General features: G+C 44.3%; 27 protein-coding genes. 14 read left to right on the top strand and 13 right to left on the bottom strand.

The genetic code is table 11. The features are described from left to right. Positions 1-70 precede the first annotated feature (70 nt). Complete coding sequence (gene dapF / locus F6K46_RS11925; RefSeq protein ID WP_293057606.1) at positions 71-922, top strand: diaminopimelate epimerase; 852 nt, start codon at positions 71-73, stop codon at positions 920-922. Positions 923-944: 22 nt separating this feature from the next. Here dapF and murF read toward each other — a convergent pair whose 3' ends face one another. Then, complete coding sequence (murF, locus tag F6K46_RS11920; RefSeq protein ID WP_293057609.1) at positions 945-2,318, bottom strand: UDP-N-acetylmuramoyl-tripeptide--D-alanyl-D-alanine ligase; 1,374 nt, start codon at positions 2,316-2,318, stop codon at positions 945-947. 332 nt (positions 2,319-2,650) lie between these two features. Here murF and F6K46_RS11915 point away from each other — a divergent pair, with 332 nt between their 5' ends. After that, the gene (locus tag F6K46_RS11915; protein WP_293057612.1) at positions 2,651-3,937 is read left to right on the top strand and encodes a hypothetical protein; all 1,287 of its coding nucleotides are present in this window, start codon (positions 2,651-2,653) and stop codon (positions 3,935-3,937) included. A gap of 84 nt (positions 3,938-4,021) precedes the next feature. Beyond that, a complete protein-coding gene (locus F6K46_RS11910) occupies positions 4,022-4,195 on the top strand; it encodes a hypothetical protein (protein ID WP_158069403.1) in 174 nt (57 codons plus the stop codon). Here F6K46_RS11910 and pth read toward each other — a convergent pair. Both pth and F6K46_RS11900 read right to left on the bottom strand, forming a co-directional pair. Further along, the gene (gene pth / locus F6K46_RS11905; RefSeq protein ID WP_075896664.1) at positions 4,141-4,785 is read right to left on the bottom strand and encodes an aminoacyl-tRNA hydrolase; all 645 of its coding nucleotides are present in this window, start codon (positions 4,783-4,785) and stop codon (positions 4,141-4,143) included. The two genes, F6K46_RS11910 and pth, sit on opposite strands and share 55 nt — an antisense overlap. A 208-nt stretch (positions 4,786-4,993) precedes the next feature. After that, entirely contained in the window at positions 4,994-5,218 is a 225-nt protein-coding gene (locus F6K46_RS11900) for a DUF2811 domain-containing protein (RefSeq protein WP_070391159.1), read from the bottom strand. A gap of 450 nt (positions 5,219-5,668) precedes the next feature. Between F6K46_RS11900 and F6K46_RS11895 the strand changes: the two genes are divergently transcribed. Further along, positions 5,669-5,821, top strand: a complete 153-nt coding sequence (locus tag F6K46_RS11895; protein ID WP_158069404.1) for a hypothetical protein — start codon at positions 5,669-5,671, stop codon at positions 5,819-5,821. 125 nt (positions 5,822-5,946) lie between these two features. On the opposite strand, the gene F6K46_RS11890 is transcribed toward F6K46_RS11895, so the two are convergent. The 4 genes from F6K46_RS11890 to F6K46_RS11875 form a co-directional block, all read right to left on the bottom strand. Further along, complete coding sequence (locus F6K46_RS11890) at positions 5,947-7,458, bottom strand: cryptochrome/photolyase family protein (RefSeq protein WP_293057617.1); 1,512 nt, start codon at positions 7,456-7,458, stop codon at positions 5,947-5,949. Positions 7,459-8,027: 569 nt separating this feature from the next. After that, the gene (locus F6K46_RS11885; protein WP_293057620.1) at positions 8,028-9,374 is read right to left on the bottom strand and encodes a serine/threonine-protein kinase; all 1,347 of its coding nucleotides are present in this window, start codon (positions 9,372-9,374) and stop codon (positions 8,028-8,030) included. Positions 9,375-9,743: 369 nt separating this feature from the next. Next, entirely contained in the window at positions 9,744-9,905 is a 162-nt protein-coding gene (locus F6K46_RS11880) for a hypothetical protein (protein ID WP_293057623.1), read from the bottom strand. Positions 9,906-9,916: 11 nt separating this feature from the next. Continuing rightward, entirely contained in the window at positions 9,917-10,048 is a 132-nt protein-coding gene (locus tag F6K46_RS11875; protein ID WP_293057626.1) for a hypothetical protein, read from the bottom strand. Between F6K46_RS11875 and F6K46_RS11870 the strand changes: the two genes are divergently transcribed. The 3 genes from F6K46_RS11870 to F6K46_RS11860 all read left to right on the top strand — a co-directional run bounded on the left by F6K46_RS11870 (position 10,034) and on the right by F6K46_RS11860 (position 11,938). Further along, entirely contained in the window at positions 10,034-10,243 is a 210-nt protein-coding gene (locus tag F6K46_RS11870) for a hypothetical protein (RefSeq protein WP_293057629.1), read from the top strand. The genes F6K46_RS11875 and F6K46_RS11870 overlap by 15 nt on opposite strands. A 35-nt stretch (positions 10,244-10,278) precedes the next feature. Next, positions 10,279-11,289 (top strand): DUF2996 domain-containing protein, encoded by a 1,011-nt coding sequence (locus F6K46_RS11865; RefSeq protein ID WP_293057632.1) that lies wholly within the window; start codon positions 10,279-10,281, stop codon positions 11,287-11,289. Positions 11,290-11,575: 286 nt separating this feature from the next. Beyond that, entirely contained in the window at positions 11,576-11,938 is a 363-nt protein-coding gene (locus tag F6K46_RS11860; protein WP_293057635.1) for a pentapeptide repeat-containing protein, read from the top strand. On the opposite strand, the gene F6K46_RS11855 is transcribed toward F6K46_RS11860, so the two are convergent. The 3 genes from F6K46_RS11855 to F6K46_RS11845 all read right to left on the bottom strand — a co-directional run bounded on the left by F6K46_RS11855 (position 11,909) and on the right by F6K46_RS11845 (position 12,917). Continuing rightward, entirely contained in the window at positions 11,909-12,247 is a 339-nt protein-coding gene (locus F6K46_RS11855) for a DUF433 domain-containing protein (RefSeq protein WP_293057638.1), read from the bottom strand. The two genes, F6K46_RS11860 and F6K46_RS11855, sit on opposite strands and share 30 nt — an antisense overlap. Before the next feature lie 80 nt (positions 12,248-12,327). Continuing rightward, positions 12,328-12,504 carry a hypothetical protein gene (locus F6K46_RS11850; protein ID WP_293057641.1) on the bottom strand — a complete coding sequence of 59 codons (177 nt, stop codon included), beginning with the start codon at positions 12,502-12,504 and terminating at the stop codon, positions 12,328-12,330. A gap of 230 nt (positions 12,505-12,734) precedes the next feature. Beyond that, a complete protein-coding gene (locus tag F6K46_RS11845; protein ID WP_293057644.1) occupies positions 12,735-12,917 on the bottom strand; it encodes a hypothetical protein in 183 nt (60 codons plus the stop codon). A gap of 286 nt (positions 12,918-13,203) precedes the next feature. Between F6K46_RS11845 and F6K46_RS11840 the strand changes: the two genes are divergently transcribed. Next, positions 13,204-14,283 carry a pentapeptide repeat-containing protein gene (locus F6K46_RS11840; protein WP_293057646.1) on the top strand — a complete coding sequence of 360 codons (1,080 nt, stop codon included), beginning with the start codon at positions 13,204-13,206 and terminating at the stop codon, positions 14,281-14,283. 888 nt (positions 14,284-15,171) lie between these two features. Next, complete coding sequence (gene acsF / locus F6K46_RS11835; protein WP_293057649.1) at positions 15,172-16,248, top strand: magnesium-protoporphyrin IX monomethyl ester (oxidative) cyclase; 1,077 nt, start codon at positions 15,172-15,174, stop codon at positions 16,246-16,248. A 72-nt stretch (positions 16,249-16,320) separates the two neighbouring features. Here acsF and F6K46_RS11830 read toward each other — a convergent pair whose 3' ends face one another. After that, positions 16,321-16,575 carry a hypothetical protein gene (locus tag F6K46_RS11830; RefSeq protein WP_293057652.1) on the bottom strand — a complete coding sequence of 85 codons (255 nt, stop codon included), beginning with the start codon at positions 16,573-16,575 and terminating at the stop codon, positions 16,321-16,323. 15 nt (positions 16,576-16,590) lie between these two features. Between F6K46_RS11830 and F6K46_RS11825 the strand changes: the two genes are divergently transcribed. Continuing rightward, complete coding sequence (locus tag F6K46_RS11825; protein WP_293057655.1) at positions 16,591-16,746, top strand: hypothetical protein; 156 nt, start codon at positions 16,591-16,593, stop codon at positions 16,744-16,746. Positions 16,747-16,825: 79 nt separating this feature from the next. Then, a complete protein-coding gene (locus F6K46_RS11820; protein ID WP_293057658.1) occupies positions 16,826-17,635 on the top strand; it encodes a hypothetical protein in 810 nt (269 codons plus the stop codon). Between the two features lie 97 nt (positions 17,636-17,732). Here F6K46_RS11820 and F6K46_RS11815 read toward each other — a convergent pair whose 3' ends face one another. Beyond that, the gene (locus F6K46_RS11815; RefSeq protein WP_293057661.1) at positions 17,733-18,071 is read right to left on the bottom strand and encodes a hypothetical protein; all 339 of its coding nucleotides are present in this window, start codon (positions 18,069-18,071) and stop codon (positions 17,733-17,735) included. 189 nt (positions 18,072-18,260) lie between these two features. Between F6K46_RS11815 and F6K46_RS11810 the strand changes: the two genes are divergently transcribed. The 3 genes from F6K46_RS11810 to F6K46_RS11800 are packed head-to-tail and all read left to right on the top strand — an operon-like array spanning position 18,261 to position 20,072. After that, positions 18,261-18,410, top strand: coding sequence for a hypothetical protein (locus tag F6K46_RS11810; protein WP_293057664.1), 150 nt, complete (start codon positions 18,261-18,263; stop codon positions 18,408-18,410). Between the two features lie 59 nt (positions 18,411-18,469). Further along, positions 18,470-18,610, top strand: a complete 141-nt coding sequence (locus F6K46_RS11805) for a hypothetical protein (protein WP_293057667.1) — start codon at positions 18,470-18,472, stop codon at positions 18,608-18,610. Between the two features lie 10 nt (positions 18,611-18,620). Beyond that, positions 18,621-20,072 carry a BCD family MFS transporter gene (locus F6K46_RS11800; RefSeq protein WP_293057670.1) on the top strand — a complete coding sequence of 484 codons (1,452 nt, stop codon included), beginning with the start codon at positions 18,621-18,623 and terminating at the stop codon, positions 20,070-20,072. Between the two features lie 201 nt (positions 20,073-20,273). On the opposite strand, the gene F6K46_RS11795 is transcribed toward F6K46_RS11800, so the two are convergent. After that, positions 20,274-21,923 carry a tetratricopeptide repeat protein gene (locus F6K46_RS11795; protein WP_293057673.1) on the bottom strand — a complete coding sequence of 550 codons (1,650 nt, stop codon included), beginning with the start codon at positions 21,921-21,923 and terminating at the stop codon, positions 20,274-20,276. Between the last annotated feature and the right edge of the window lie 316 nt (positions 21,924-22,239).

Here is a 22,239-nt window from a genome sequence, read left to right as displayed (position 1 = left end):
AAACCCCCTCGCCAGTTAAACAAAAGGCTACAAAAGAATTACCATAGCACCAGAGCCGATTAATAGGGAGTTGACTATGGAGTTTACAAAGTACCATGGACTTGGGAATGACTTTATTCTGATTGATAATCGGGATGACCTGGAACCCAGAATAACCTCAGATCAAGCGCTGCAGCTATGCGATCGCAATTTTGGAATCGGTGCAGATGGTGTTATTTTTGCCCTGCCAGGACAAGACGGTACTGACTATACGATGCGGATTTTCAACTCTGATGGTTCTGAACCAGAGATGTGTGGTAATGGAATTCGCTGTTTAGCAAAGTTTCTGGCTGATTTAGAGGGGGATAATCACAAAACCCACTATCGGATCCATACCCTGGCTGGGGTGATCATTCCTGAACTCAAGGGGGATGGTAAAGTCAGGGTGGATATGGGGATGCCCCAGCTTAGTGCAGCTCAAATTCCCACTGTTTTGGCAGAGGCTGACCAAAAGGTCATCAATATCCCCATGGAAATAGCTGACAAATTATGGGAGGTTACCTGTGTCAGTATGGGAAATCCTCACTGTATAACGTTTGTGGAGGATGCGGATGCGATACCTCTGGAAACCATTGGTCCACTGTTTGAGCATCACTCAGTTTTCCCCCAACGAACCAATACAGAATTTATCCAAGTGGTGCGTCCCGATTATCTCAAGATGCGGGTTTGGGAGCGGGGTGCTGGGGCAACTCTCGCCTGTGGAACGGGGGCTTGTGCGTCTGTGGTGGCTGGTGTGTTAACTGAGAAAAGCGATCGCATTTGTACCGTGGAGCTTCCTGGTGGTTGTCTCGACATTGAATGGTCCGAAACCGATCAGCGAGTTTACATGACTGGGCCAGCTGAGCAAGTTTTCACGGGTAAACTATCACAAATCTGGGGATAAGCCCAGATTTGTTGGCTTGAGATCAATCTTCCTTGGAAAATCCGGCTTTAAACTGCTTGACTACTTGATCGAGACCCACGGAATGGGAGGCTTTAAACAATAGACGATCCCCAGGTTGGACAAACCCCAGTAGATGTTCCACTAAAGGATTAGAGTCACAGAAACACTCAACTGGCACCGAAGTAACACCGGTTGCGATCGCTTCCGCTTCTGGCTCACTTTCATCCACCAAAATCCGCAAGCCATCTAGATTGAGTTGCTCAACCTTTTGACCCACTTGCTGATGAAGTTCACCGGATTTGGTTCCCAATTCCTTCATCGCCCCAAGTACTGCTATATGGCGTTTGCCAGGAGTCTGAGCCAGCATTTCTAGGGCAGCTACCATGGATTCAACTCCAGCATTGTAGGTTTCATCAAGAATCACTACATCGTTAGGTAACTCATAACGCTGGGATCGCCCTGCGGGTAGCTCAACCTTTAAACCATTCCTGAGGGTTTCCCAATCCACCCCCAATAATTTCCCAATGGCTAGGGCCCCTACATAGTTCAGGGCATTGTGGCGACCTGGGAGGGGGATAGGAAACTCCATGCCCTCTACTTTCAGGATTTCCGGTGCAATCAACTCTCCTTGGACATCACCACCCTCTAAACCATAGGTTATGGTTTGCCCTTGCCAAACCTGAGCTGCGGTATCAATTAGGCGTTGATTGTCGTGATTGAGAACCGCTACACCCTTGTTGGACATATGTGCTAATAACTCACACTTGGCTTTTGCGATCGCTTCCGTAGAACCCAACAGACCAATATGAGCTGTACCCACATTAGTAATCACGCCCACCGTAGGGTTGGCGATCTCGGTCAATTCAGCAATCTGTCCTGAACCACGCATTGCCATCTCGATTACAGCATAGTCATGGTCTGGTGACAACTCAAGCAAGGTTTTGGGTACACCAATTTCATTGTTGTAATTGGCCTGGGTTTTGAGTACAGTTCCTTTAGTAGACAAAACTGCTGCGATTAGCTCCTTAGTGGTAGTTTTGCCTACAGAACCAGTGACAGCAATCACCGGAATCTCAAACTGGTCACGCCACCACCGAGCAATTTGCTGGTAGGCTTTGAGAGTATTTTCTACCTGAATCAGCGGCAAACCTTCGAGTTGGGTAACTTTAGTCGCCTCAGCAATGACCGTTAATGCCCCCTTCTCTACAGCCAGAGCTGCATAATCATGACCATCAAACTTTTCACCCCGCAGCGCTAAAAATAGTTGACCCGGCTCAAGGTGACGGGTATCAGTGGTAATGCCAGTGAATGACTTTTCCAGGATTTTTTCTGGAATGTCTACGGTCTTGGCGGCGAGAATGTCAACTAATTTTCCTACAAGAAGCCGACACACCATAAATTTCTTGTTCCCCCAGTGTCCTAATTGTGCTGTTTTCTCTAAACGCTCTATTTTCCTGGTCAGCCAATAACTTTCACATGGTTTTTACTTAATTTTCACAATTTCCACTCATTGGCACAATTAGGTAAAGAGTAGATGAAGATATACTAATAATATAATAGCTCACCTCAAGTTTAGGTGATCATTAGAATATATCTACCACCGTAGATATATTGTGATACACCGAACTCTCTTTGTGTTAGCTAAGCCACTCAAAGTTGAATTTTCATCTTCTCAAGCCAACCACCATTGATGAGCCCTAGCTTTAGCACCTAGGAGAGCTACCTAAAGTGACCACCTGGAGAGACTCTAAAGAATCGGAAATTCGACATATTAGCTTGCCAGAGCAGCAAGTCTACAATCACTTACTCCAGTGGGTAAGGGTAGAATCACCAAAGCAATCAATTGAACGCTTCCAAAGGCTCTTCCTGGATGGAGTGGGATACGAAGATTTTGAAATCTGGTTGGCCTTGGAAAAGATAGTAATGGATAAGCGGGCTCCGACAGAGTTCCGATTTGTGGTCAATCGCTGCTGCCATATTCTGATCAATCACTGGCATCTGAAACCAAACACCAGAAGAGCAGTCCAAGAATTGGTAGCTCTGTTTGATCATGTGCCGCCTTCTTTGAGGGTTCACTCTCGGGCTCCTAGACGCCTGCGGGAACTAATGCAGCTGTTCAAAAGAACAGAGCAATATCTAACTCTGCAACGTCTGTCTAGAGTAATGAGTGATACACCTCAATACTCTAATGGTTCTAAACCAGTGGCAAATTTGATTCAGCGGTATCCCTACTTATATGAACATTGCTTACTCAGTGAAGACAGCTCTCAGGAATATCAGCAAACTGTACGGCAAGTTCAAGCTAGGGTTCAACGGCGCTTTGACTGTGATTTATCTAAGTACGTAACCTATCAGGTGCGATGCGCCCATGTCATGCGAAATCGGGCTATCACGACTCCAAAACGGATAATTCAACCAGTGTCAAATCCCACATTGCTGACCGAACGAGAGTTGGCAAGTGCTCTCAAGCAGTTTTTTGGAAAAGTGCAAGGGTCTTACAGCTACCGAGATTTTGCTCGTAGTTTCCATACCCACAGTCGGCACACAGCCTTTTTTAAAGACTTCAAGGACGATTTATATGAATATTTGATTGCCTCGATTGACCCAGCCTATGGGAAGCAACAGTTTAACCAGCGATTGTATACTCATTTGCAAAGCACCTTGCCTGAATGGGATTACCAAACGCCCAATGAATTTATGGTGGTGCGCACCTGTACTCAATTGTTAAATTTTTTGGTAGTGGAAAGCCCTAAGCGCCCCCATCACTATACATTTGTTGATTTGATTGGCAATATAGGAACCACCATTACCACTGGACTATTGCTCAAGATTGTATTGGTCTGCGCTAAAGTCAAGCCCTATTTAGAAAAGCGATTTTCGATTCTGTTTAACCACTACGAGTCCCAAACCAGAAACAGCGTACCTTGGTTAGTCCCGTCTCTGGAAAACTTGAATATTGCCTTCAGTGTCCACTTTGGATCAGCTGATATCTCCTGCCTTAATCAGATTTTATGATTCGGATTCTGTGAATTTTAACCTAGCGCTATAACTATAGCGCTATAACTGTGGAGTTGATAATACCGATCACGTACACAGGATTTGTTCCCACTTCCGACTTCCGAATTCCTTACTGCCTACTCCCTACTCCCTACTCCCTACTTCCTACTCCCTAGTTCCTACTCCCTACTCCCTACTTCCTACTTCCTACTCCCTACTTCCTACTCCCTACTCCCTGTTCCCTTTGCTATAGTTGCCAAATTCCGATTATTGTAGAGACTCATGGCCTTTTCTACACCTTGCTTAAGAGAAAGTTCAACTGCCTCAACGGCTAGTTGGACTACTTCCGACATTAACTTGGTTTCCTGAGGTGAAAATTTTCCTAGGACGTGGGAGATCGTGTCTGGCTTCTGACTGGATTTGCCAATACCAATGCGCAGGCGAGGGAAGTTTTGCGTACCCAGATGGGCAATTGCGGATTTCATGCCATTGTGTCCTCCCGCTGAACCGGAAAGGCGCAGACGCAAACGCCCTACTGGTAAGTCCATATCATCATAAATGATCAAGACCGACTCAGGTGTGAGCTTGTACCAATCAGTCACCGCCCGAATTGCTTGTCCAGAGCGATTCATGTATGTAAGGGGCTTGAGCAAGCTTAGCTTATTTCCTTTTAGTCCAATTCCTTGACCAAACCATCCCTGAAAGCGGCGATTTTCGCTCCCTGAAATCTGTAATCGACGTGCGATCGCATCGACCACTTCAAAACCGATATTGTGCCGCGTTTTATCGTACTTGGGTTCCGGATTACCTAAACCCACAATCAGTTGAGGAATTATAATTTGTCCGGTTGTTTCGATAGTGCTCATGGTCAAAAATCGTTTGGGTCAAGGGTAGGTAATGGGTTACCCATTACCTACCCTTTATGATCTAGATGTTTCCGGACATCATAACAAGGGAGTGGGGAGTAGGGCGAAGCCGTGCAGGCATGGGTGCGGAACTTGACACGTCATACTTTACATGTTATATTTCACACGTTATATTTCAAACGTTATACCTTTCCCCATCCCGGATTAACTACGCAGGATATTGAAAGAGGGATTCCAGATAGACACGAGCACAAGCGCGATAACTCTGGGACGTTTCTGGAGTCTTACCAATACCATTTTGGAGCAAAAACAGGGAAAGTGCTGCTGCGAAGACCCGGTCTTGGTCCCAGCTAGGATGGGTTTCTAGGTAGCGCTTGAGAGACTCGTGCAGGTCTTCGGGGATTTCTGCCAGGATACTTACGGTTGCGTTCATAGTCACCTCTTCATATAAAGGTATTTTTGGAAAAAGCCACCTGATTTCAAGCACTTCAGATAACTGCCTTGGCCAAAAGAAAGCCAAGACAAGCCAGCACCGAAGCACTGAATTTTGATGTCACCCTTGCTTTAGTTCAGAACTATCCCCAAATCAGGTAGGGTAGTCCGTGCTAACCCCTGCTAGTCGGCGTAGGTTAGCTGAGAGCAAATTTTTTTATAGGTTGGTCGCACCATTTTCATCTGAAATGGGGTGGGTTTGTCAATGCTGCGAAATATTACAACTCTTGTTGACATTCCGAAATGTATACGAAATAATCAGGGTTTGAGGCGCTTTTTTGTTACATAACTTTACATAAACTGTGGTCTTAACTACTGCGGAATACTAAGTCGGGAAAATCCCCAGTAAAACTGGAATACCTAATGCCACCGTTGAGGCTTGTGGAAAACTATGGGAAAACTGTGGAAAAGCTTGAAGCTCTGTGTGGAAACAGTGGGGAATCTGTGGGGGAAATTTGGGAGAAACGATAAGAATTCTTACAGTTTCGTTGGCGGTGGAAAACTGGTGACCACAGATGGGGTCATTGTAGATTGTGAATCCTGATGTATTAGTATACTAGTGTGATTGAACTAGTATTAGCAAACTCTTGACTTGACTCCTTAAGGAAAAAACAAGGAAAAAAAATCTAACCACTGACTAATTGCTTCTAACCTAATTATGTGGTATTGTCAGGTAGATTGTCTCTTACGCCACCTAAAAGCTTCTTCATGAATTTGTTGTATGTCTTGATCAGAGATTTTGTCGATGTGAGACAAGACTAAACTCATGCGGCCTTGAGCCTTGAGTTGGTCACGGTGGCGGCAAAGAAAATCCCAGTATAAGAAATTAAAGGGACAGGCTCCCTGGCCAGTGCGCTTCCGAGGATTGTAACCACAACTGCTGCAGTAGTCGCTCATTTTATTGATGTAATTAGCTGATGCAGCGTAAGGTTTGGATGCTAGGATGCCGCCATCGGCAAACTGACCCATGCCAATCACATTGGTTTGCATCACCCAATCATGGGCATCGATAAAGGCTCCATGAAACCATTCTTCTATAGATTGAGGCGAAACTCCAACAATTAGAGCAAAATTGCTCAACACCATCAGTCGCTGAATGTGATGGGCGTAACCGGTGCGTTCAACCTGACTCAAAATTTGGCGTAAACAGTTCATGTCTGTTTTCTGGGCATGCCAGTAAAAGTCAGGTAGGGGCTGGGTGTGGTTGAACCAATTGCTTTGGGAGTAGTCAGGGTTCATATAGATATAAATACCGTGCATATATTCCCGCCAACCCAGGACTTGACGAATAAATCCTTCTGTGCTGCTTAAGTCGAGTTGGTTTTGGTGATAAGCATTCTCGACTGCTTTAATTACTTCCTCAGGTTGGAGTAAGCCGATATTGAGGTAAGGGGAAATTAGGGAGTGCCACATGGTATCTTCGTTGGTGACCATGGCATCTTGATAGGGACCAAAATTGGGTAGGCGATGGTGAATGAAAAAGTCTAATACTTGAAGAGCTTGATGGCGATTGACCGCCCAACGGAATGGTTCTGTTTTTCCGTAGCTGGGAAAGTTTTGAGCATTAACGGAGTTGATCACCTCTTGGGTGATTGGGTCGGGTTCAAACCAAAGGGCGTCTGGTGGATTTAGATTACGTTTTGGGGGTTTACGATTTTGTTTATCGAAATTCCATTTCCCACCAATTGGCTTATTTCCTGCCATCAAACTATTAAATCGCTTGCGCCCCACCCGATAGAAGTTTTCCATTATTAGACGTTTTTGAGATTTCGCCCAGGTTTTAAAATCAGACTCGCTCCACAGAAAATGATTGTTGGGAATAAAGGTAATTTGGCAATTTAGTTTTAGGTTGCCAATTATTTCTGCAAAGGGTCGGTCATTGGGGGTCATTACCCGTAGTTCGGTAATCGTATTTTTTGTGACCCAGGCTTGGAGAGGCGTTTCAAAGTCGTCCGCTGTTTCATAGCTGACTGGCCAACCTTGCTGGCGTAATTCCTCAGCAAAGTGGCGCATGGCTGACCAAATGAATACCAGTTTTTGGCGGTGGTAACGTTTTTGTTGGACGTAGCTTAGGGATTCAATCAGAATTACTGGTGTATTTTGATAGTTTTGTTGACAACTGTGTAGCGCTGATTGTTCATTCCAAAGTTGATCCCCTAGTACCCAAATCCCAATAGTCATTATGGCTAATGCTTTTTACTGTATTGAGATCATACAATAACTTCAGGGATTTTTGTCTTGAGTTTTAGGAAGTAGGGAGTAGGGAGTAGGGAGTAGGGAGTAGGGAGTAGGGAGTAGGGAATCGGGAATCGGGAATCGGGAATCGATAATAGGAAATCTAAAAAAAGTTTAAATCAGATATTTTTTTTTCAATTATTAATTAAAATTTATAAGTAACTTAATCAGAGATTATTATTTTTTTTACTTTGGCATAACTATTAGGTAAACAGGATTGTTTCCCCTCTTACCTCTTCCCTAATACCTGCTCTATGCTCCCTGAAAATCTATAAATTTGTACCTAATTTAATTGCAAACTGCTGTATATATTTTTTATGAAAAAAATAAATCAAACAATAGTTATATAGAGCAGCTATAAATTGGTTTATAACTGCTCTATATAACTATTATTTAGCGGTTTTTATCCTAATCAGGTAAACAGTCTGGTTTCTCGATTCCCGATTCCCGATTCCCGATTCCCGATTCCCGATTCCCTAACACCCAGACCGAATTAAAAACCGCTATAAAAACCGCTAAATACTACATATCTCAAGGCGAGAGAAGAGAGATACGCCACCCATAAAAAAGGCAAAGTATGCCCAACCGGAAAAGAATCCGACATAGCTGACTGGTAGATGCCCCTGGGGAGCATTGAGGGTGAAGGGCAGGTCAACGTAATCTAGCCACTTTTCGTTGGTGTGCCATCCGAGTTGATCGCCAAAGCGACAGTAAGTTTCATACTCATAATCGGCACCAGGAGTTACCTGCACACTCTCGGTCACTAAGCTCTGCCAGATTTGTTTCTGTACACTAAAGCCAAAGCGCCCATTGCTGTACTTTACCCAGAGAGTGTTGAGAGTATAGAGGTCTGTACAAGGAAAGGTGTTGATATCTGGGATGTCAAGCCAGCCTTCTTGTTCTCGTCCTGCTGCTTTGAGCATAACAGCGAGAGTTTCTTGATCTGCCTCTTGCCACTTTCTACGAATTAGTAAATCCCGTAATGGGCGGTAATCTACTCCTACATCAGAACTAAGGTCATCAACTTCACTCAAACAGATGAAATAATCGTCTTCAGTCAAGGGCTGTAACCATTCGTGCACTGACTGAGGACGGTCTTTTGGCTCTAAGGCCATGGCTTGGAGAATTACTTGATTTAAGCGATCGCTAATACTAGGAACCAGTTCTTTTGGTGGCACCAGCTCTTCACCGTCATACTTGCGGTAAATTGACTCGGTAGGATTTAGCCCAGTTACGGCATGGTACAGTGAAGCCGCTAGAGAGTAGACATCCACCGTGGCGTGACGACTGCCTTGGTAGTATAGCTCGTAGGGTCGAAATGGTTTATTGTCAATATGGCTCGACACATTACTATCTCGGAGTATATCCCCAGGAATCTCAAAGTCAATCAATACCGGTTTGCCAGTGTTACTGACCACGATATTATGAGGGCTTATATCTAAATGCACTAGCCCTACTCCATGGATTAGATTCAAGGCTGACCCAATTTGAGTGATGTACTCTACTGCATCAGTTTCAGGTAATGGTCCTATGCGTTGTACCAAATTCCACAAACTTTCCCCGGAAATAAAATCCATTACGAGGCAGTAGGTATCTCCTTCTTGAAACAAGTCTCTGACCTGGACCAGGGATTCAAGGTCAGCAGACAGTTGAGCCAGCAGTTGTCCTTGCTTGATAAATTGTTCTCCATAGTTGGGGTAGTCTGGAGCCAATCTCAGGCTTTCGTGTGGTGTTTTAATTACAACATCTTGATTAAGTAACTGATGGACTGCTTTGTAAGTAATTCCAAAAGCTCCACGTCCAATAATTTTATCGATCTTGTATTTACCACCATGTAACAGCTGTTGCTCTGACCAGACCATATATATTAGTTGTTAGTTGTTTATGATTCGTGTTTAGGTTTAGTAGATTTACCCTGGCTCCTAGGAGGATTATCAACTAGTTTAAGACACCCTCAATTCAAATAATATTGATAATACAAATAATGCTATAGCATTATTGAGTAAGTATTAAGCTATCAGTTATCAGCTATCAGCTATCAGCTATCAGCTATCAGCTATCAGCTTATGCGCTACGCGCACGGCTGACGGCTGACGGCTGACGGCTTACATTATTTACATGCTATTAAATATGATAATTAATTTTTTGAGGATTAATTTTCAGTACTCATATACTTTAGTATAATTCATTCAGGTTTGCCATCCTCTGGAGCATCAGGTGTTAGCCGTTAATTACTCTGTGAAGAGAAAAAAGCTAGCTATAGGGAATAGGGAATAGGGAATAGGGAATAGGGAATAGGGAATAGGGAATAGGGAATAGGGAATAGGGAATAGGGAATAGGGAACAGGCAAGAGGCAAGAGGCAAGAGGCAAGAGGCAAGAGGCAAGAGGCAAGAGAGAAAAAATTATGTGTACCTCATTAGGTTAGAAACCGCTATACTCATGAAAGCTACTGACAAATGCGATCGCGTAGGGTGGCCATAGGCCAATCGCGTAGCGTGACCTACGGTCAATCGCGTAGGGTGGCCATAGGCCAATCGCATTTAGCTCAAGTCCGAAGAATTCTTCCCATTTCCCGCTTTTCCCGACTCCCGACTCCCGATTCCCGACTCCCGATTCCCGACTCCCGACTCCCGACTCCTGACTCCCGACTCCCGATTCCCGATTCCCGATTCCCGACTCCCGATTCCCGACTCCCGAGCCATCTGTCTAGCCCTTGGCCAGTAAGATAGGATCATCCAGACTAAAGAAACGACTTACGTAAGCTATGGCGGAAGAAACCCTACCCTTACCTAACCCTGAGGACGCAAATACTCCTTCTGATACATCAGCAGACCAGCCTGCTGCTAATAAGGAACCGAAGCCTGCTGCTATAGTAGACCAACCGCCGGTTGAAATAACTGAACCGAAACCTCCTACACCATCACCAGACCAGCCTGCTGCTGTAGTAGACCAACCGCCGGTTGAAATAACTGAACCTAAACCTCCTACACCATCACCAGACCAGCCTGCTGCTAATACGGAACCGAAGCCTGCTGCTGTAGTAGACCAACCGCCGGTTGAAATAACTGAACCGAAACCTCCTACACCATCACCAGACCAGCCTGCTGCTAATACGGAACCGAAGCCTGCTGCTGTAGTAGACCAACCGCCGGTTGAAATAACTGAACCGAAACCTGCTGCGATCGTAGACCAACCGCCTGCGGCTAAATCAGAAGACAAACCGGCGGCTAAGGCCCCTGCGGCCAAAAAGCCTGCGGCTAAATCAGAAGACAAACCGGCGGCTAAGGCCCCTGTTGCTAAAAAGCCTGCGGCCAAATCAGAAGACAAACCAGCGGCTAAGGCCCCTGCTGCTAAAAAGCCTGCTGCTACAGAGGCAAAAGCTAAAAAAGAAAAACCACCAGCAATTGAAAAGAAACCCTTTACTGAATTTGTGGAACAACATTATGTGCCAGCCCTTAAGACTGCTTTTGCCAAACAAGGTATTGATGATGTAGATGTGACGTTTGCTAAACAGAAAATCCCGATTCCGAGTTTGAGTCAAATGGATGACTGTTGGCAAGTAATGGGTAGTTGGCAAAATGGGCAACGTCAATTTAACGTTTATTTCCTAGACGAAGATATTAAAAAACAAAAGGCTTTCTCTGCGTCGGCTAATGGTGTTAACCCTAGTACGATCGAGTCTTTTATGATTGATGAACGGAAAGTGACTCTTGATCTAATGGTTCATTACACCATACAACGGCTAAATGCTCAGAAGTGGCTAATGTGGAATTAGTAAGTCTTGGCTAATGTTTAGGTAGATTTTAAGCTATCAGCTATCAGCGTGTCGCGTATCAGCTATCAACTATCAGCGTGTCGCGTATCAGCTGTTCCGGGTAGCGTGGCCAACGGCCAAGGGATTTTTCCCAGACTTTCAAGTCTGTAAAATATCAAACTATTAAATTCGGCTTTGCTTAACAATGGAATGATTTGAAGAGTTTTGTGGAACGGGCATCTTGCCCGTTACAATTCCCGGGCAGGCAGGATGCCCACCCTACTCATATTCATTCCTTGATTCAGCAATGCCATTTTTTAGTAGTGCTGACTTAAGTGATGCCAACCTCAAGAGTGCTGACCTCACTAATGCCCAGCTCAGTCGTGCTATTGTGGACAATACCCAATTCGGAGATAACTCAGGAATTGATGAATCCATGAAGGGTGACTTAATTAAACGAGGGGCAATGTTTGAGGATGTAGCAGGGGATAGCTCGGAAAGTCTTACCCCTAGCCAAATCCCGCAAACAAATGCGATCAAAGGAAAGAATGCGATTGGCCGTAGGCCACGCTACGCCAACGCTTACAAATACTCAATACGCCCAACCATTTCCTCTGGAGTATATACGTCATACATCCGACTACTCACCCCGAATAGCCCTCAATCGTGATTCTAAAGGAGAAGGGGGACTATTGCGCTTCATTTGTTCCACAAACGCTGCACTTTCTGCGGTATGGCGGTCAATTTCTTCCCGATGATCATAATAATAGGCCATTGCCGCATAAACCGCTGCCTTAGATAAATGATATTCAGAGGCAATTTCTTCTAAGGATTCTCCCATCTCCAAATACATTTTGGCAATAGTTGCCACAGGCATTATAGTGCCAATAATGCGAGGTTTACTACCACAAAAATCAGGATCTATAGCAATATACTCTGTGCTGATCTGTTGGATAGGGATTTGTTCAGAATTCATCATCTAAAAACCAATAATTCAGCCAAGGGGTATATAGCAATTCTATATTCCATAAGGTACAAATTGATCCCCCTAAATCCCCCTTAATAAGGGGGACTTTGAGCTTGAGAAGCGTATGACCCATTAAGAATTAAATTCGCCACGGGTCGCACCTGTAGAATGGGCATCTTGCGTGGAATGGGCATCTTGCCGTGGAATGGGCATCTTGCGTGGAAGCGATGCAGCGCGGTCTTGGGGGTTTCCCCCATGAGCGACTGCATCAAGACACTGGCATCTTGCCAGTTTCCTGCTTATTTTCGAGCGGGCAGGATGCCCACTCTACTCTTATTCATTCCTAAATTCAGCAACGCCTAGGGCGTGTTTTCAAAGTTTGTCGCATGATTATGATCCCCCCCAGCCCCCCTTAAAAAAAGGGGGGAGCCATACTCAAAGTCCCCCTTTTTTAAGGGGGATTTAGGGGGATCTCCGAGTTTGAAGACACTCCCTAGTTTTATTTCTCTTTAGACTTAGGTAGTGACAGTCCCAGATAGCCTCCAAGTCCTATTTTTGCCATATCCATAAAGGTGGGGCGGTATTGTTCATCAATTACCGCTAGGGTAAGTGACCCCCCAAGTAATATCGATATAATAGCAGCTTGAACCATTTCTTTGATTGTCAGAGTTTTGTGAGCCATAGGTTTTTTCGGTAACTAGTACATGTGACTGCTACTTTTAATGGTTACCCACAAAAACCGAAACCTTGACTGGACAATGGATTAGTTGCTAATATGTTTTGGGTTTTGTTTGATTGTCTTGTGACTGAGTTGTGATTGCGCTAAACTTTACGCTCTATGTAGGGAATATAAAACTTCCATTCAGGTAATTATTGAGTTTGATAATATAGGGCTATATCCCTTAACTTATTCAAGTTGTGGACACAAAATAATATCTATTTATCTAATTAAAAAAAATAACCATACGATGAAATATTGTAGCCCAAAAATAAAAAAAAAAGTAACTATAATCGCCACACCAAAGGGTTTAGAGAAAGCCGAAAAAGCGTTAATAAGGCTAGGAATTGAGTCTAAAAGTAACTTAGCCAAGTCACTACTTATAGGTCGCAGTACAGTAACAAAGTTTTTTCAATCCAAGCCAATTCAGCTGGATTCCTTTAAACGGATATGCGATGGACTGAAACTAGACTGGAGAGAAATCGCGGGAATAGCAGAGGAAAACCAATCCGAACCGCTAACCACAAATAATAGCAGTAGCTCAGAGCTAGTGGAGGGGGTGGAGCAAGGGCAAGCACCTAGGCGCGAAGTGACTGTAATCGATAAACAAAGTCAAACCATTAAAGCTTCTATTGTCTTAGAAGGGGATATAGATTCAGCTGAAAATTTAAAATTTATTCAATCTATTTTACGAGCCTATTCAGGGGACAGTATAAACATTATTGATATTCAACCAGGCAGCATCCGATTAATTGTAGAGGGTTCTCCAGAGGATATTGAACGGCTTAGATCTCGGATAAAATCAGGAGAACTCCACCAATTAAGGGGTTTTCCTGTTCAAGATATTGAAATTTTGAGGGAAAAGTCAGAGGATGATCAAAATAACGAGTTTGATCAGAAATGGCGTCTAGTGGAACAGATTGCTACCGGTAGAGCTGTGGGTCGAGACTTGAAGGATGCTGACCTGAGTGATGCTGACCTGAGTGATGCCAACCTGATTTATGGCAACCTGAGTGGTGCCGACCTGAGTGGTGCCGACCTGAGTGGTGCCCAACTGAGTTATGTCTACCTGAATGATGCCGACCTGAGGGCTGCCGACCTGAGTGGTGCCGACCTGAGTGGTGCCGACCTGAGTGGCGCCCACCTGAGGAGTGCTGACCTGAGGGGTGCCCACCTGAGGGATGCCAACCTGATAGGTGCTGAAGTAAGAAATGCCCGATTTGAAAATAACCCAGGAATTGATGAATCGATGAAGCGTGACCTAATTAAACGAGGCGCAATTTTTGAGGATTTTCTATGGGATCGCTATAAAAGTCTCACCCCTAGCTAAAGATAGGGATTACGGAAATTAGGGGGTGCTGATAATTTTTTGGAATCCAGTAAGCTTCAATCAAACAAATGGGATTGACCGTAGGTCACGCTACGCGATGAAGCTAAGCTTCCGCTAAAAGCGATCGCTTACAAATACTCAACATGCTCAACCATTTATTCTAGAGTATATAGCCTTTATCATAGTAATGAGGTACACAATATTTGTGCCCTATTCCCGATTCCCTATTCCCTATTCCCTAAGCATTTAGCTATCAGCCAATAGCTAAATGCTTACCTAAAAAAAAGGGAGAGTCGCAACGGTTCCCCCTTGACAATCCCGATTTTTAGGTCAAAACTATAAAGATGATAACGAAAAAGGTAATAACTTGATTGTTAAATAACTTTATTAAATAATTCTTTTAGTTAAGTTATGTAACAGCTTTCACCGTTCAGGTTTGCTTAAGCTTTCAGGTTTGCTTAAGGATTCAGGTTTAAGCTACGGCAGGGGCAAAATGTAATAAAACTTTAAATTACGTTGTAACTCTTAACCTAAACAGGCGTTTGAGATCACCAATACCCTGGTAAACTCAGAAAGCAATATATAGCAATATACTGTTTAAGCATTCAGCTATCAGCTGTCAGCTAATCAACGGGAGATAGTAAACAAGCATCGGGGGTGCTGCTACGGCTGGTTTAAAATCCCTGTTCGTTTTACTCATCAGACCCCGTACACTTAAAGCCCCTGATAGTACCTCAAGTAGTTTGCCCGTAGCCCATGAGCTGATAGCTGATAACTGACCGCTGAATGCTTAGTCATTGGTTTGGGCTTGGGTTGAGTGACCCGGATCTGTCCACACCAGGCCACCGAGAATGGTAAGCAACTATAACAAGCAAGCAAGAGCTTAAGATGGTAGATTCCCTTAAAAAACCTGATTTTGATGAAATCCGACCCGGTATAAAGGTACCGGCGAAGGACACGATCCTAACTCCCCGGTTCTACACTACTGACTTTGAAGCAATGGCGAAGATGGACCTCTCGCCTAATCAGGATGAACTGGAAGCCATCCTGGAAGAGTTTCGAGCTGATTACAATCGTCACCATTTTGTCCGGGATGAGGAGTTTAATCAATCCTGGGATCACATTGATGGGGAAAAACGCCGGTTATTTGTTGAATTTCTGGAACGTTCCTGTACAGCGGAATTCTCGGGTTTCTTGCTCTATAAGGAATTGGGACGGCGCTTAAAGCATAAAAATCCTGTGCTGGCAGAGTGCTTTACCCTGATGTCTCGTGATGAAGCACGTCATTCGGGATTCCTGAACAAGGCTATGTCAGATTTCAATCTACAGCTGGATTTGGGATTCCTGACTAAGAGCAAGAAGTACACCTTCTTTCAGCCGAAGTTTATTTTCTACGCTACTTATCTGTCTGAGAAGATTGGCTATTGGCGCTACATTACTATCTATCGCCATTTAGAAGCCAATCCTGAAGACCGAATCTATCCAATTTTCCGGTTCTTTGAAAACTGGTGTCAGGATGAAAACCGTCATGGGGATTTCTTTGATGCGATCATGAGAGCTCAGCCGAATACGCTGAATGATTGGCAGGCTAAGCTTTGGTCGAGATTCTTCTTGCTGTCGGTGTTTGCCACTATGTATCTGAATGATGTTCAGCGGTATGGATTTTATGCCTCCATTGGTTTAGATGCTCGTGAATATGATAAGCATGTGATTGAGAAGACTAACGACACCTCAGGACGGGTCTTCCCAGTTATTCTGGATGTAGACCATCCGGAATTTTATGAGCGTCTGGAGATTTGTGTCCGGAATAATGATAAGCTAAGAGCGATCGCTAACTCAAATACGCCTAAGTTCTTGCAAATATTCCAGAAGTTGCCTCTCTACATGTCTAATGCCTGGCAGCTCCTAAAATTGTACCTGATTAAGCCCATTGATATGACGGCTAAACAGGGTTCTATGATCTAAAGTTTGCTCCGCTAACTGTTAGCTTCGTTTTTGTGGTGATTCTACTTTATGTAGGATCACTTTTTTTTGGACTTACGCTGGGAGTCGGGAATCGGGAATCGGGAATCGGGAATCGGGAATCGGGAATCGGGAATCGGGTTGTAAGTGCTGTAAGTTTGGGGAGATAGGGAGATAGGGAGATGGGGAGATAGGGAGATGGGGAGATGGGGAGATAGGTAGATGGGGAGATAGGGAGATAGGGAGATAGGGAGATGGGGAGATAGGTAGATGGGGCAGATTTTGAGTAACGGTAAATATAACGTTTCTAATACTTAACCTGTTGTGCATTTAAATTGAATTTTATTGCGTTATAAAACAAACCGTAAAACCCTCTCCCTCTGCTCCCTGCTCCCTGCTCCCTGCTCCCTGCTCCCTACTCCCTACTCCCTACTCCCTGTTCCCTATTCCCTGTTCCCTATTCCCTGCTCCCTATTCCCTATTACCTCCCTATTCCCTTAGATCCGGAAATGATACAAGAATGACAGAAGTTTTATCGGTATAGGTGCGTCAGTTCTGTTAGTGTATTTTTTATTGTTGAGTGTTAAAAAATTTGGGACTTAAGTATCTAAAAACGGGATTACTGGGACTAACCTTTACCTTCACAGTTGCTTACCGAGCTGGGAGTCAAACTGTGCCAGTACCGGACTCGACTACAGGCAACCAAGAGGAAACCCAGGGCAATCCGCCTCAGCCTACTCCAGATCAATTACCAGAGTCCCCCCAGTCTGATCCTCCTGGTAATTCAGCAGCCCAGGAGTTGGATTTAAGTCCAGAGGTAATCGAAGGCAGTCCGGTGCTACAGCGTTGGCTAGAGGAGGTGCCGGATGTTTGGCAGGATATTCGCCATCAACCCAGTTTTCGCACTCGGTTGCGGTTCGGTTACTCCCAGTTTCCCTCTAATGGACAAGCCGCAGGGGTGAATGTGGGAGTGGAAGATGTGTTTATTGGTAATTCTGGCTTGACGGTGAGTGGGGATTATCAGGCTTCGTTTAATGGTGAGCGAGAAACCTTTGGGGTAGATTTGCGGTATTATGTGCTGCCCTTAGGGAGTTATTTCAATGTTGCTCCGATGGTGGGTTATCGCAATTTGGAGACTGATGGTTACTCTACCGATGGGGTAAATGTGGGAGCACGGTTGCTATTGGTTTTGTCTCGCACTGGTGCCGCTGATATTTCCTTCACTCAAAGTTTTGTTTCTATTGGCAGTAGTGATGAGGTCGGGATAAGCAAGCTTTCCTTTGGTTATGCCATTACTCCCAATTTGCGGCTTGCTACGGATATTGAGAAACAGAATTCTATCGAAAATAAGGATAGTCGGGTGGGGATTGGCTTGGAATGGATGCCCTGAGATGTTGAGAGGGTTAGGAGTAGAGTGGGCATCCTGCCCGCGCGAAGATTGTAACGGGCAAGATGCCCATTCCACGTGGCTGGCAGGGGTAGGTTTTTTACATCTGGTTCGGGAATCGGGAGTCGGGAGTCGGGAATCGGGAATCGGGAGTCGGGAATCGGGAGTCGGGAATCGGGAATCGGGAGTCGGGAGTCGGGAGTCGGGAATCGGGAGTCGGGAATCGGGAATCGGGAATCGGGAATCGGGAGTCTAGAGCGGACGCATTTACCGATCCGATGTCCCTATCCGATGAAAGCGTTCGCGTAGCGTGGCCATTCGCGTAGCGTGGCCCAAAGGCCAAGGCCAATCGCATTGATAAGGCTGGGCACAGGGAATAAGAAAATTCGTTTCTTAGGATCAGGGCATTGAAAAGCTTGTCAGGTAAAGGTTTGAGCAATTATTAGTGCCTTGAGTTGGTAAACACAATTACATCAATTGCTATCCCTATTTTATTAAGCTAACCAAGAAAGCGTTCGCGTAGCGTGACCTATGGTCAATCGCGTAGCGTGGCCATTCGCGTAGCGTGGCCCAAAGGCCAAGGCCAATCGCATTTATAGCGCTACGCGCAAGGCAAAAGGCAAAAGGCATGCATGCAAAAGTTGACTACAACAGCGTCATAACCTTAATGCGTAGTGCTATATCTATCCGATGTAGCTATCCGAGAAAGCGATCGCGTAGCGTGGCTAAAGGCCAATCGCATCAAGCTTCCATTAAGCTAACCCATTTAGGGATTTGATCTAAGCCATTTAGCTATAGCATTTACCTATAGCATATCCAAATCGATCATGAAACCCAATGCTGATTTCTGATAACACCAAAAAATCCTCGGATCTCTTTCCTACTATTCCCGATTCCCGATTCCCGATTCCCGATTCCCGATTCTCGATTCCCGATTCCCGATTCCCGATTCCCGATTCCCTCTCTCCCCTAAACTAAAACTCTACCGATGAAAACCAGTAATTTAGACAAGTCTGAGCTTCCCTCCTCAGCAAAGCACCAAATACTTCCCAAGATTAATCTATTTACCATGTTCCGGCTTGGTCTATTCCAGATGGGATTAGGGATCTTGGCAGTGCTGACCCTAGGAGTGCTCAACCGAGTGATGATCGACGAGCTAGGTATTCCAGCCTCAATTACTGGGGGAATCCTAGCCATTTCGCTGTTTGTTGCCCCAGCCAGGGTATGGTTTGGTCAGCTCTCGGATGCTAAACCGGTCTTGGGATATCACCGTACTGGTTACGTGTGGATGGGAACTACGTTATTTACGATTATCCTATCCTTAGCGGTACAAATCACTTGGCAATTGGGCAATGTTGTCCAAGGGGCTGGAGGTTGGACATGGTCAATTCCAGCCTATAGTTGGGTCGCTCTTGGGGCTCTAGTTTTTGCTCTATACGGTCTAGCCCTGAGTATGAGTTCCACTACGTTTTTTACCTTATTAGTGGATATTTCTGATGAAGACAACCGTGGCAAATTAATCGGTATTATCTGGTCAATGATGACTGTGGGTATTGCGATTGGGGGCATCAGCAGCAAAATTTTGCTGAAGCGATTAGATAATATTGATGCATCCCTGGAAATATTGCGGTCATCGATTACTGGACTGTTTGTGTTCGTACCCTTAATCGTCTTGGGGCTAGCGGTATTAGCCACCTTTGGGATCGAGAAAAAATACTCGCGCTATTCTTCCCGTTCTATCCTAGCGAATCGCGAAGACCAGATTACCTTGGGCCAAGCCCTAAAACTATTAACTGCTAGTCCCCAAACTGGACTGTTTTTCACCTTTTTGGTGATCATGACCATCAGCCTATTTCTCCAGGAAGCGGTGCTAGAACCCTATGGGGGAGAAGTCTTTAATATGTCAATTCCTGAAACCTCTCTACTTAATAGCTTCTGGGGGATTGGGATGTTGATGAGCTTGAGCGCCACTGGGTTTTTCCTAATTCCCAATTTGGGTAAGCGCAAAACGACTCAATTAGGCTGTCTAGCAGTATCTATCTGCTTTATCTTGATTATTATGTCAGGATTTACCGGAAATTCTCAGCTATTCCAGGGAACCTTACTGTTATTTGGTTTATCCGCTGGTATCGCTACCACAGGAGCTCTCAGTTTGATGTTAGATCTAACCGCAGCAGAAGCGGCTGGAACCTTTGTGGGAGCATGGGGATTAGGGCAAGCTATGGCACGAGGCATAGCAGTAGCCAGCGGTGGTGTGATCCTTGATGTAGGTAGAGCAATTTTTTCTACCCCTGTCTTGGCTTATGGTGTCGTGTTTGCTCTCCAATCCGCAGGGATGATAGTGGCAATTTGGTTCCTAGGTAAAGTGAATTTTAAGGAATTCCAGGATAATGCTAAACATGCGATCGCTGCTGTGATGGAAGGAGATTTGGATGGTTGAAGGTTAGGAGGTTAGGAGGTTGAAGGTTAGTAGGTTGAAGGTTATTAGGTCTATTGAATGCGATCGCTTTCTTGGTGCGCGTTCCCTATTGAGGTGAAAAGTCAGCTCAGATTAATTGTAGGGTGGGCAGTGGGTACTTTGGCCATGGCAACCGCATGACTCGGTGTGATACACTGCCCACCCTACATCTAAATCATAGATTTACTCAATGGATTTAGGTTGCCGACAACCATTATTGACGCCCACCCAAATACCTTCAGGTATATGCCATTTGTGATTCTTTTTGTTGTTGTTGTAGTCGCAATTAATAACTACATCAACTCCCTTATCTATTCTTAGTAAGTCACCAGAATAAAGCGGTTCATCTTTGGATACAGCAATGGGATCGCTTTTACCACGTAAGAGGATGCTCTCACCCACTCCCTCAGCTTTCTCCACAGTTCCTATCTCCACAGTTTCTAGATGTAATTCATCGGGAATAACTTGATTATTCCCTAGATTTAAGGGAGTTTCTAAGTGCTGTCTAGCTTCCTCAATCCATTGGTCTTCATCTATATTATAAGAGGAGGCATATGCAAGGCAATATATCCAATTTTTCGTAATTCTTTTTTCCGTGTTTTTTTCATATGCTTTGTTTTTTTCAGCTTGTAATACCTTAGCTAGCAAACAGTAAGCTGGTGCCTTTTTATTATCTAACTTAATAGCATCCTTGATATATCGTTTTGCCTCAGCATAGCGCTCTTGTTTTAGCCGAGCCCACCCCAGGTTTTTCCGCAAATTGTATTTCACTTTCTCATCGTCGGTAGACGTATTTTGTTTTATCGAATTCAACCCCAGTTTTTTCAATAATTTGGATATGACTGGAGTGACAGTATTATCACTATCATTTTCGCTATCAGTATTTAGTTCTATACCTCTTAGTAACAAAGAACTAGCCTTATAATATTTTTCGTCAAGAATATACATTCTTCCTAATTTATTATAAGCACGATCAAAGTCATCTTCGACAGCAATTTGGTATTCATCTAAAGCCTTTTCCTTGTCTTGTAGTTTCTCATAAAGTTCTCCTAAGTTATAATGAGGTTCAACGTAGTCAGGATTCAGGAGGAGTGCTCGTTCGTTGCTTGATATGGCGGCAGCCAATTCCGGAGTATTCTTGTTATTGTTATTGTATCCATCACCAATATTTTCATAAACAATAGCAATCTGAGGTAACAACAAACGAACGGTAACAGAAATTAGTAAAAGACTGAAGGCAATGCCACAACTTACTTCTTCCCAAAAATAGTGAGGAATCTTCAAACGGGTAAGAGCACGTTTGATTGACTCCTGTCCAGTTTTTGTGAAAGCGGTTCTACCAGCCAATAGTGTCAGGACGCTCTGAGTAGCAGCAACAAAAGCCCCTAAGCTATCTGGTCCACCACTCAGAAAGCGTGAGGCAATGTCTACGGTTAAGCTCAAAGACAATGTGAGAAATACAACTGTCAGAATTTTCCATAGCCAATCCAGATAATCCCATCGATGCTTTGGAGGTTCAAGAAACCACCACCAAGCGTCTACGTTAGGATTCAAAATAGAATGCAATTCAGTTAGATCTACTGTGGTAATCTTATTAGTCTCTTGCTTTAATCGGTGATCTAGATCGTTAACCTTAATCAAGCTTCCTGTAGGAATCTGTGATTGATTGGTTAATTCTGCTTGAACTGTATCACGAGCAGTCAAAACTTCTAGAACTGTTTCTTTTGATGGCGAGCTAGTATCTTCAAGTGTAGTAAGTGCATGAGTATAACCTTGAATAGCAGACTCTAACTCTGATATAGCAGAGTTAGTTTTAGGAGTTTCTTCTGGCATAAGCTTACTTGACGTCTGATTTCCCTCTAATTTCAGCCTTTCGTTCCACCAACCTTGTCTCAAATTCAGGCATTATCTGAGTGATGGGAATCTTTTCAGATACATTTGGCTTTAATTTTTCCTGCTTGCTCTCAATTCCTTAGGGTTTTCTCTGATACTCCGAGGATTTCGCAAGCCCTTCGAGGTCGAACATACTTCATCATCAATCGGTAGTGTTCATTGGTTATCTATGTGTTACTACCAGGGTTTGCGAAGGAATTCCAGATACTACCTGAAAATTCTTTTTATATTGTTTTCAGTGCAGCCAGGTATAAGC

Source organism: Moorena sp. SIO3E8 (assembly GCF_010692445.1).
GTDB classification, from domain to species: Bacteria; Cyanobacteriota; Cyanobacteriia; order Cyanobacteriales; family Coleofasciculaceae; genus Moorena; species Moorena bouillonii.
This window is presented reverse-complemented; position numbering and strand designations above follow the sequence as displayed.

Excerpts from the sequence above, each read along its gene's own strand:
- murF (WP_293057609.1), bottom strand. The coding sequence starts at position 2,318 with ATGGTGTGTCGGCTTCTTGTAGGAAAATTAGTTGACATTCTCGCCGCC.
- pth (WP_075896664.1), bottom strand. The coding sequence starts at position 4,785 with ATGAGCACTATCGAAACAACCGGACAAATTATAATTCCTCAACTGATT.
- F6K46_RS11900 (WP_070391159.1), bottom strand. The coding sequence starts at position 5,218 with ATGAACGCAACCGTAAGTATCCTGGCAGAAATCCCCGAAGACCTGCAC.
- F6K46_RS11895 (WP_158069404.1), top strand. The coding sequence starts at position 5,669 with ATGGGAAAACTGTGGAAAAGCTTGAAGCTCTGTGTGGAAACAGTGGGG.
- F6K46_RS11890 (WP_293057617.1), bottom strand. The coding sequence starts at position 7,458 with ATGACTATTGGGATTTGGGTACTAGGGGATCAACTTTGGAATGAACAA.
- F6K46_RS11885 (WP_293057620.1), bottom strand. The coding sequence starts at position 9,374 with ATGGTCTGGTCAGAGCAACAGCTGTTACATGGTGGTAAATACAAGATC.
- F6K46_RS11865 (WP_293057632.1), top strand. The coding sequence starts at position 10,279 with ATGGCGGAAGAAACCCTACCCTTACCTAACCCTGAGGACGCAAATACT.
- F6K46_RS11860 (WP_293057635.1), top strand. The coding sequence starts at position 11,576 with ATGCCATTTTTTAGTAGTGCTGACTTAAGTGATGCCAACCTCAAGAGT.
- F6K46_RS11855 (WP_293057638.1), bottom strand. The coding sequence starts at position 12,247 with ATGATGAATTCTGAACAAATCCCTATCCAACAGATCAGCACAGAGTAT.
- F6K46_RS11850 (WP_293057641.1), bottom strand. The coding sequence starts at position 12,504 with ATGCAGTCGCTCATGGGGGAAACCCCCAAGACCGCGCTGCATCGCTTC.
- F6K46_RS11845 (WP_293057644.1), bottom strand. The coding sequence starts at position 12,917 with ATGGCTCACAAAACTCTGACAATCAAAGAAATGGTTCAAGCTGCTATT.
- F6K46_RS11840 (WP_293057646.1), top strand. The coding sequence starts at position 13,204 with ATGAAATATTGTAGCCCAAAAATAAAAAAAAAAGTAACTATAATCGCC.
- acsF (WP_293057649.1), top strand. The coding sequence starts at position 15,172 with ATGGTAGATTCCCTTAAAAAACCTGATTTTGATGAAATCCGACCCGGT.
- F6K46_RS11830 (WP_293057652.1), bottom strand. The coding sequence starts at position 16,575 with ATGCACAACAGGTTAAGTATTAGAAACGTTATATTTACCGTTACTCAA.
- F6K46_RS11810 (WP_293057664.1), top strand. The coding sequence starts at position 18,261 with ATGCATGCAAAAGTTGACTACAACAGCGTCATAACCTTAATGCGTAGT.
- F6K46_RS11805 (WP_293057667.1), top strand. The coding sequence starts at position 18,470 with ATGCTGATTTCTGATAACACCAAAAAATCCTCGGATCTCTTTCCTACT.
- F6K46_RS11800 (WP_293057670.1), top strand. The coding sequence starts at position 18,621 with ATGAAAACCAGTAATTTAGACAAGTCTGAGCTTCCCTCCTCAGCAAAG.
- F6K46_RS11795 (WP_293057673.1), bottom strand. The coding sequence starts at position 21,923 with ATGCCAGAAGAAACTCCTAAAACTAACTCTGCTATATCAGAGTTAGAG.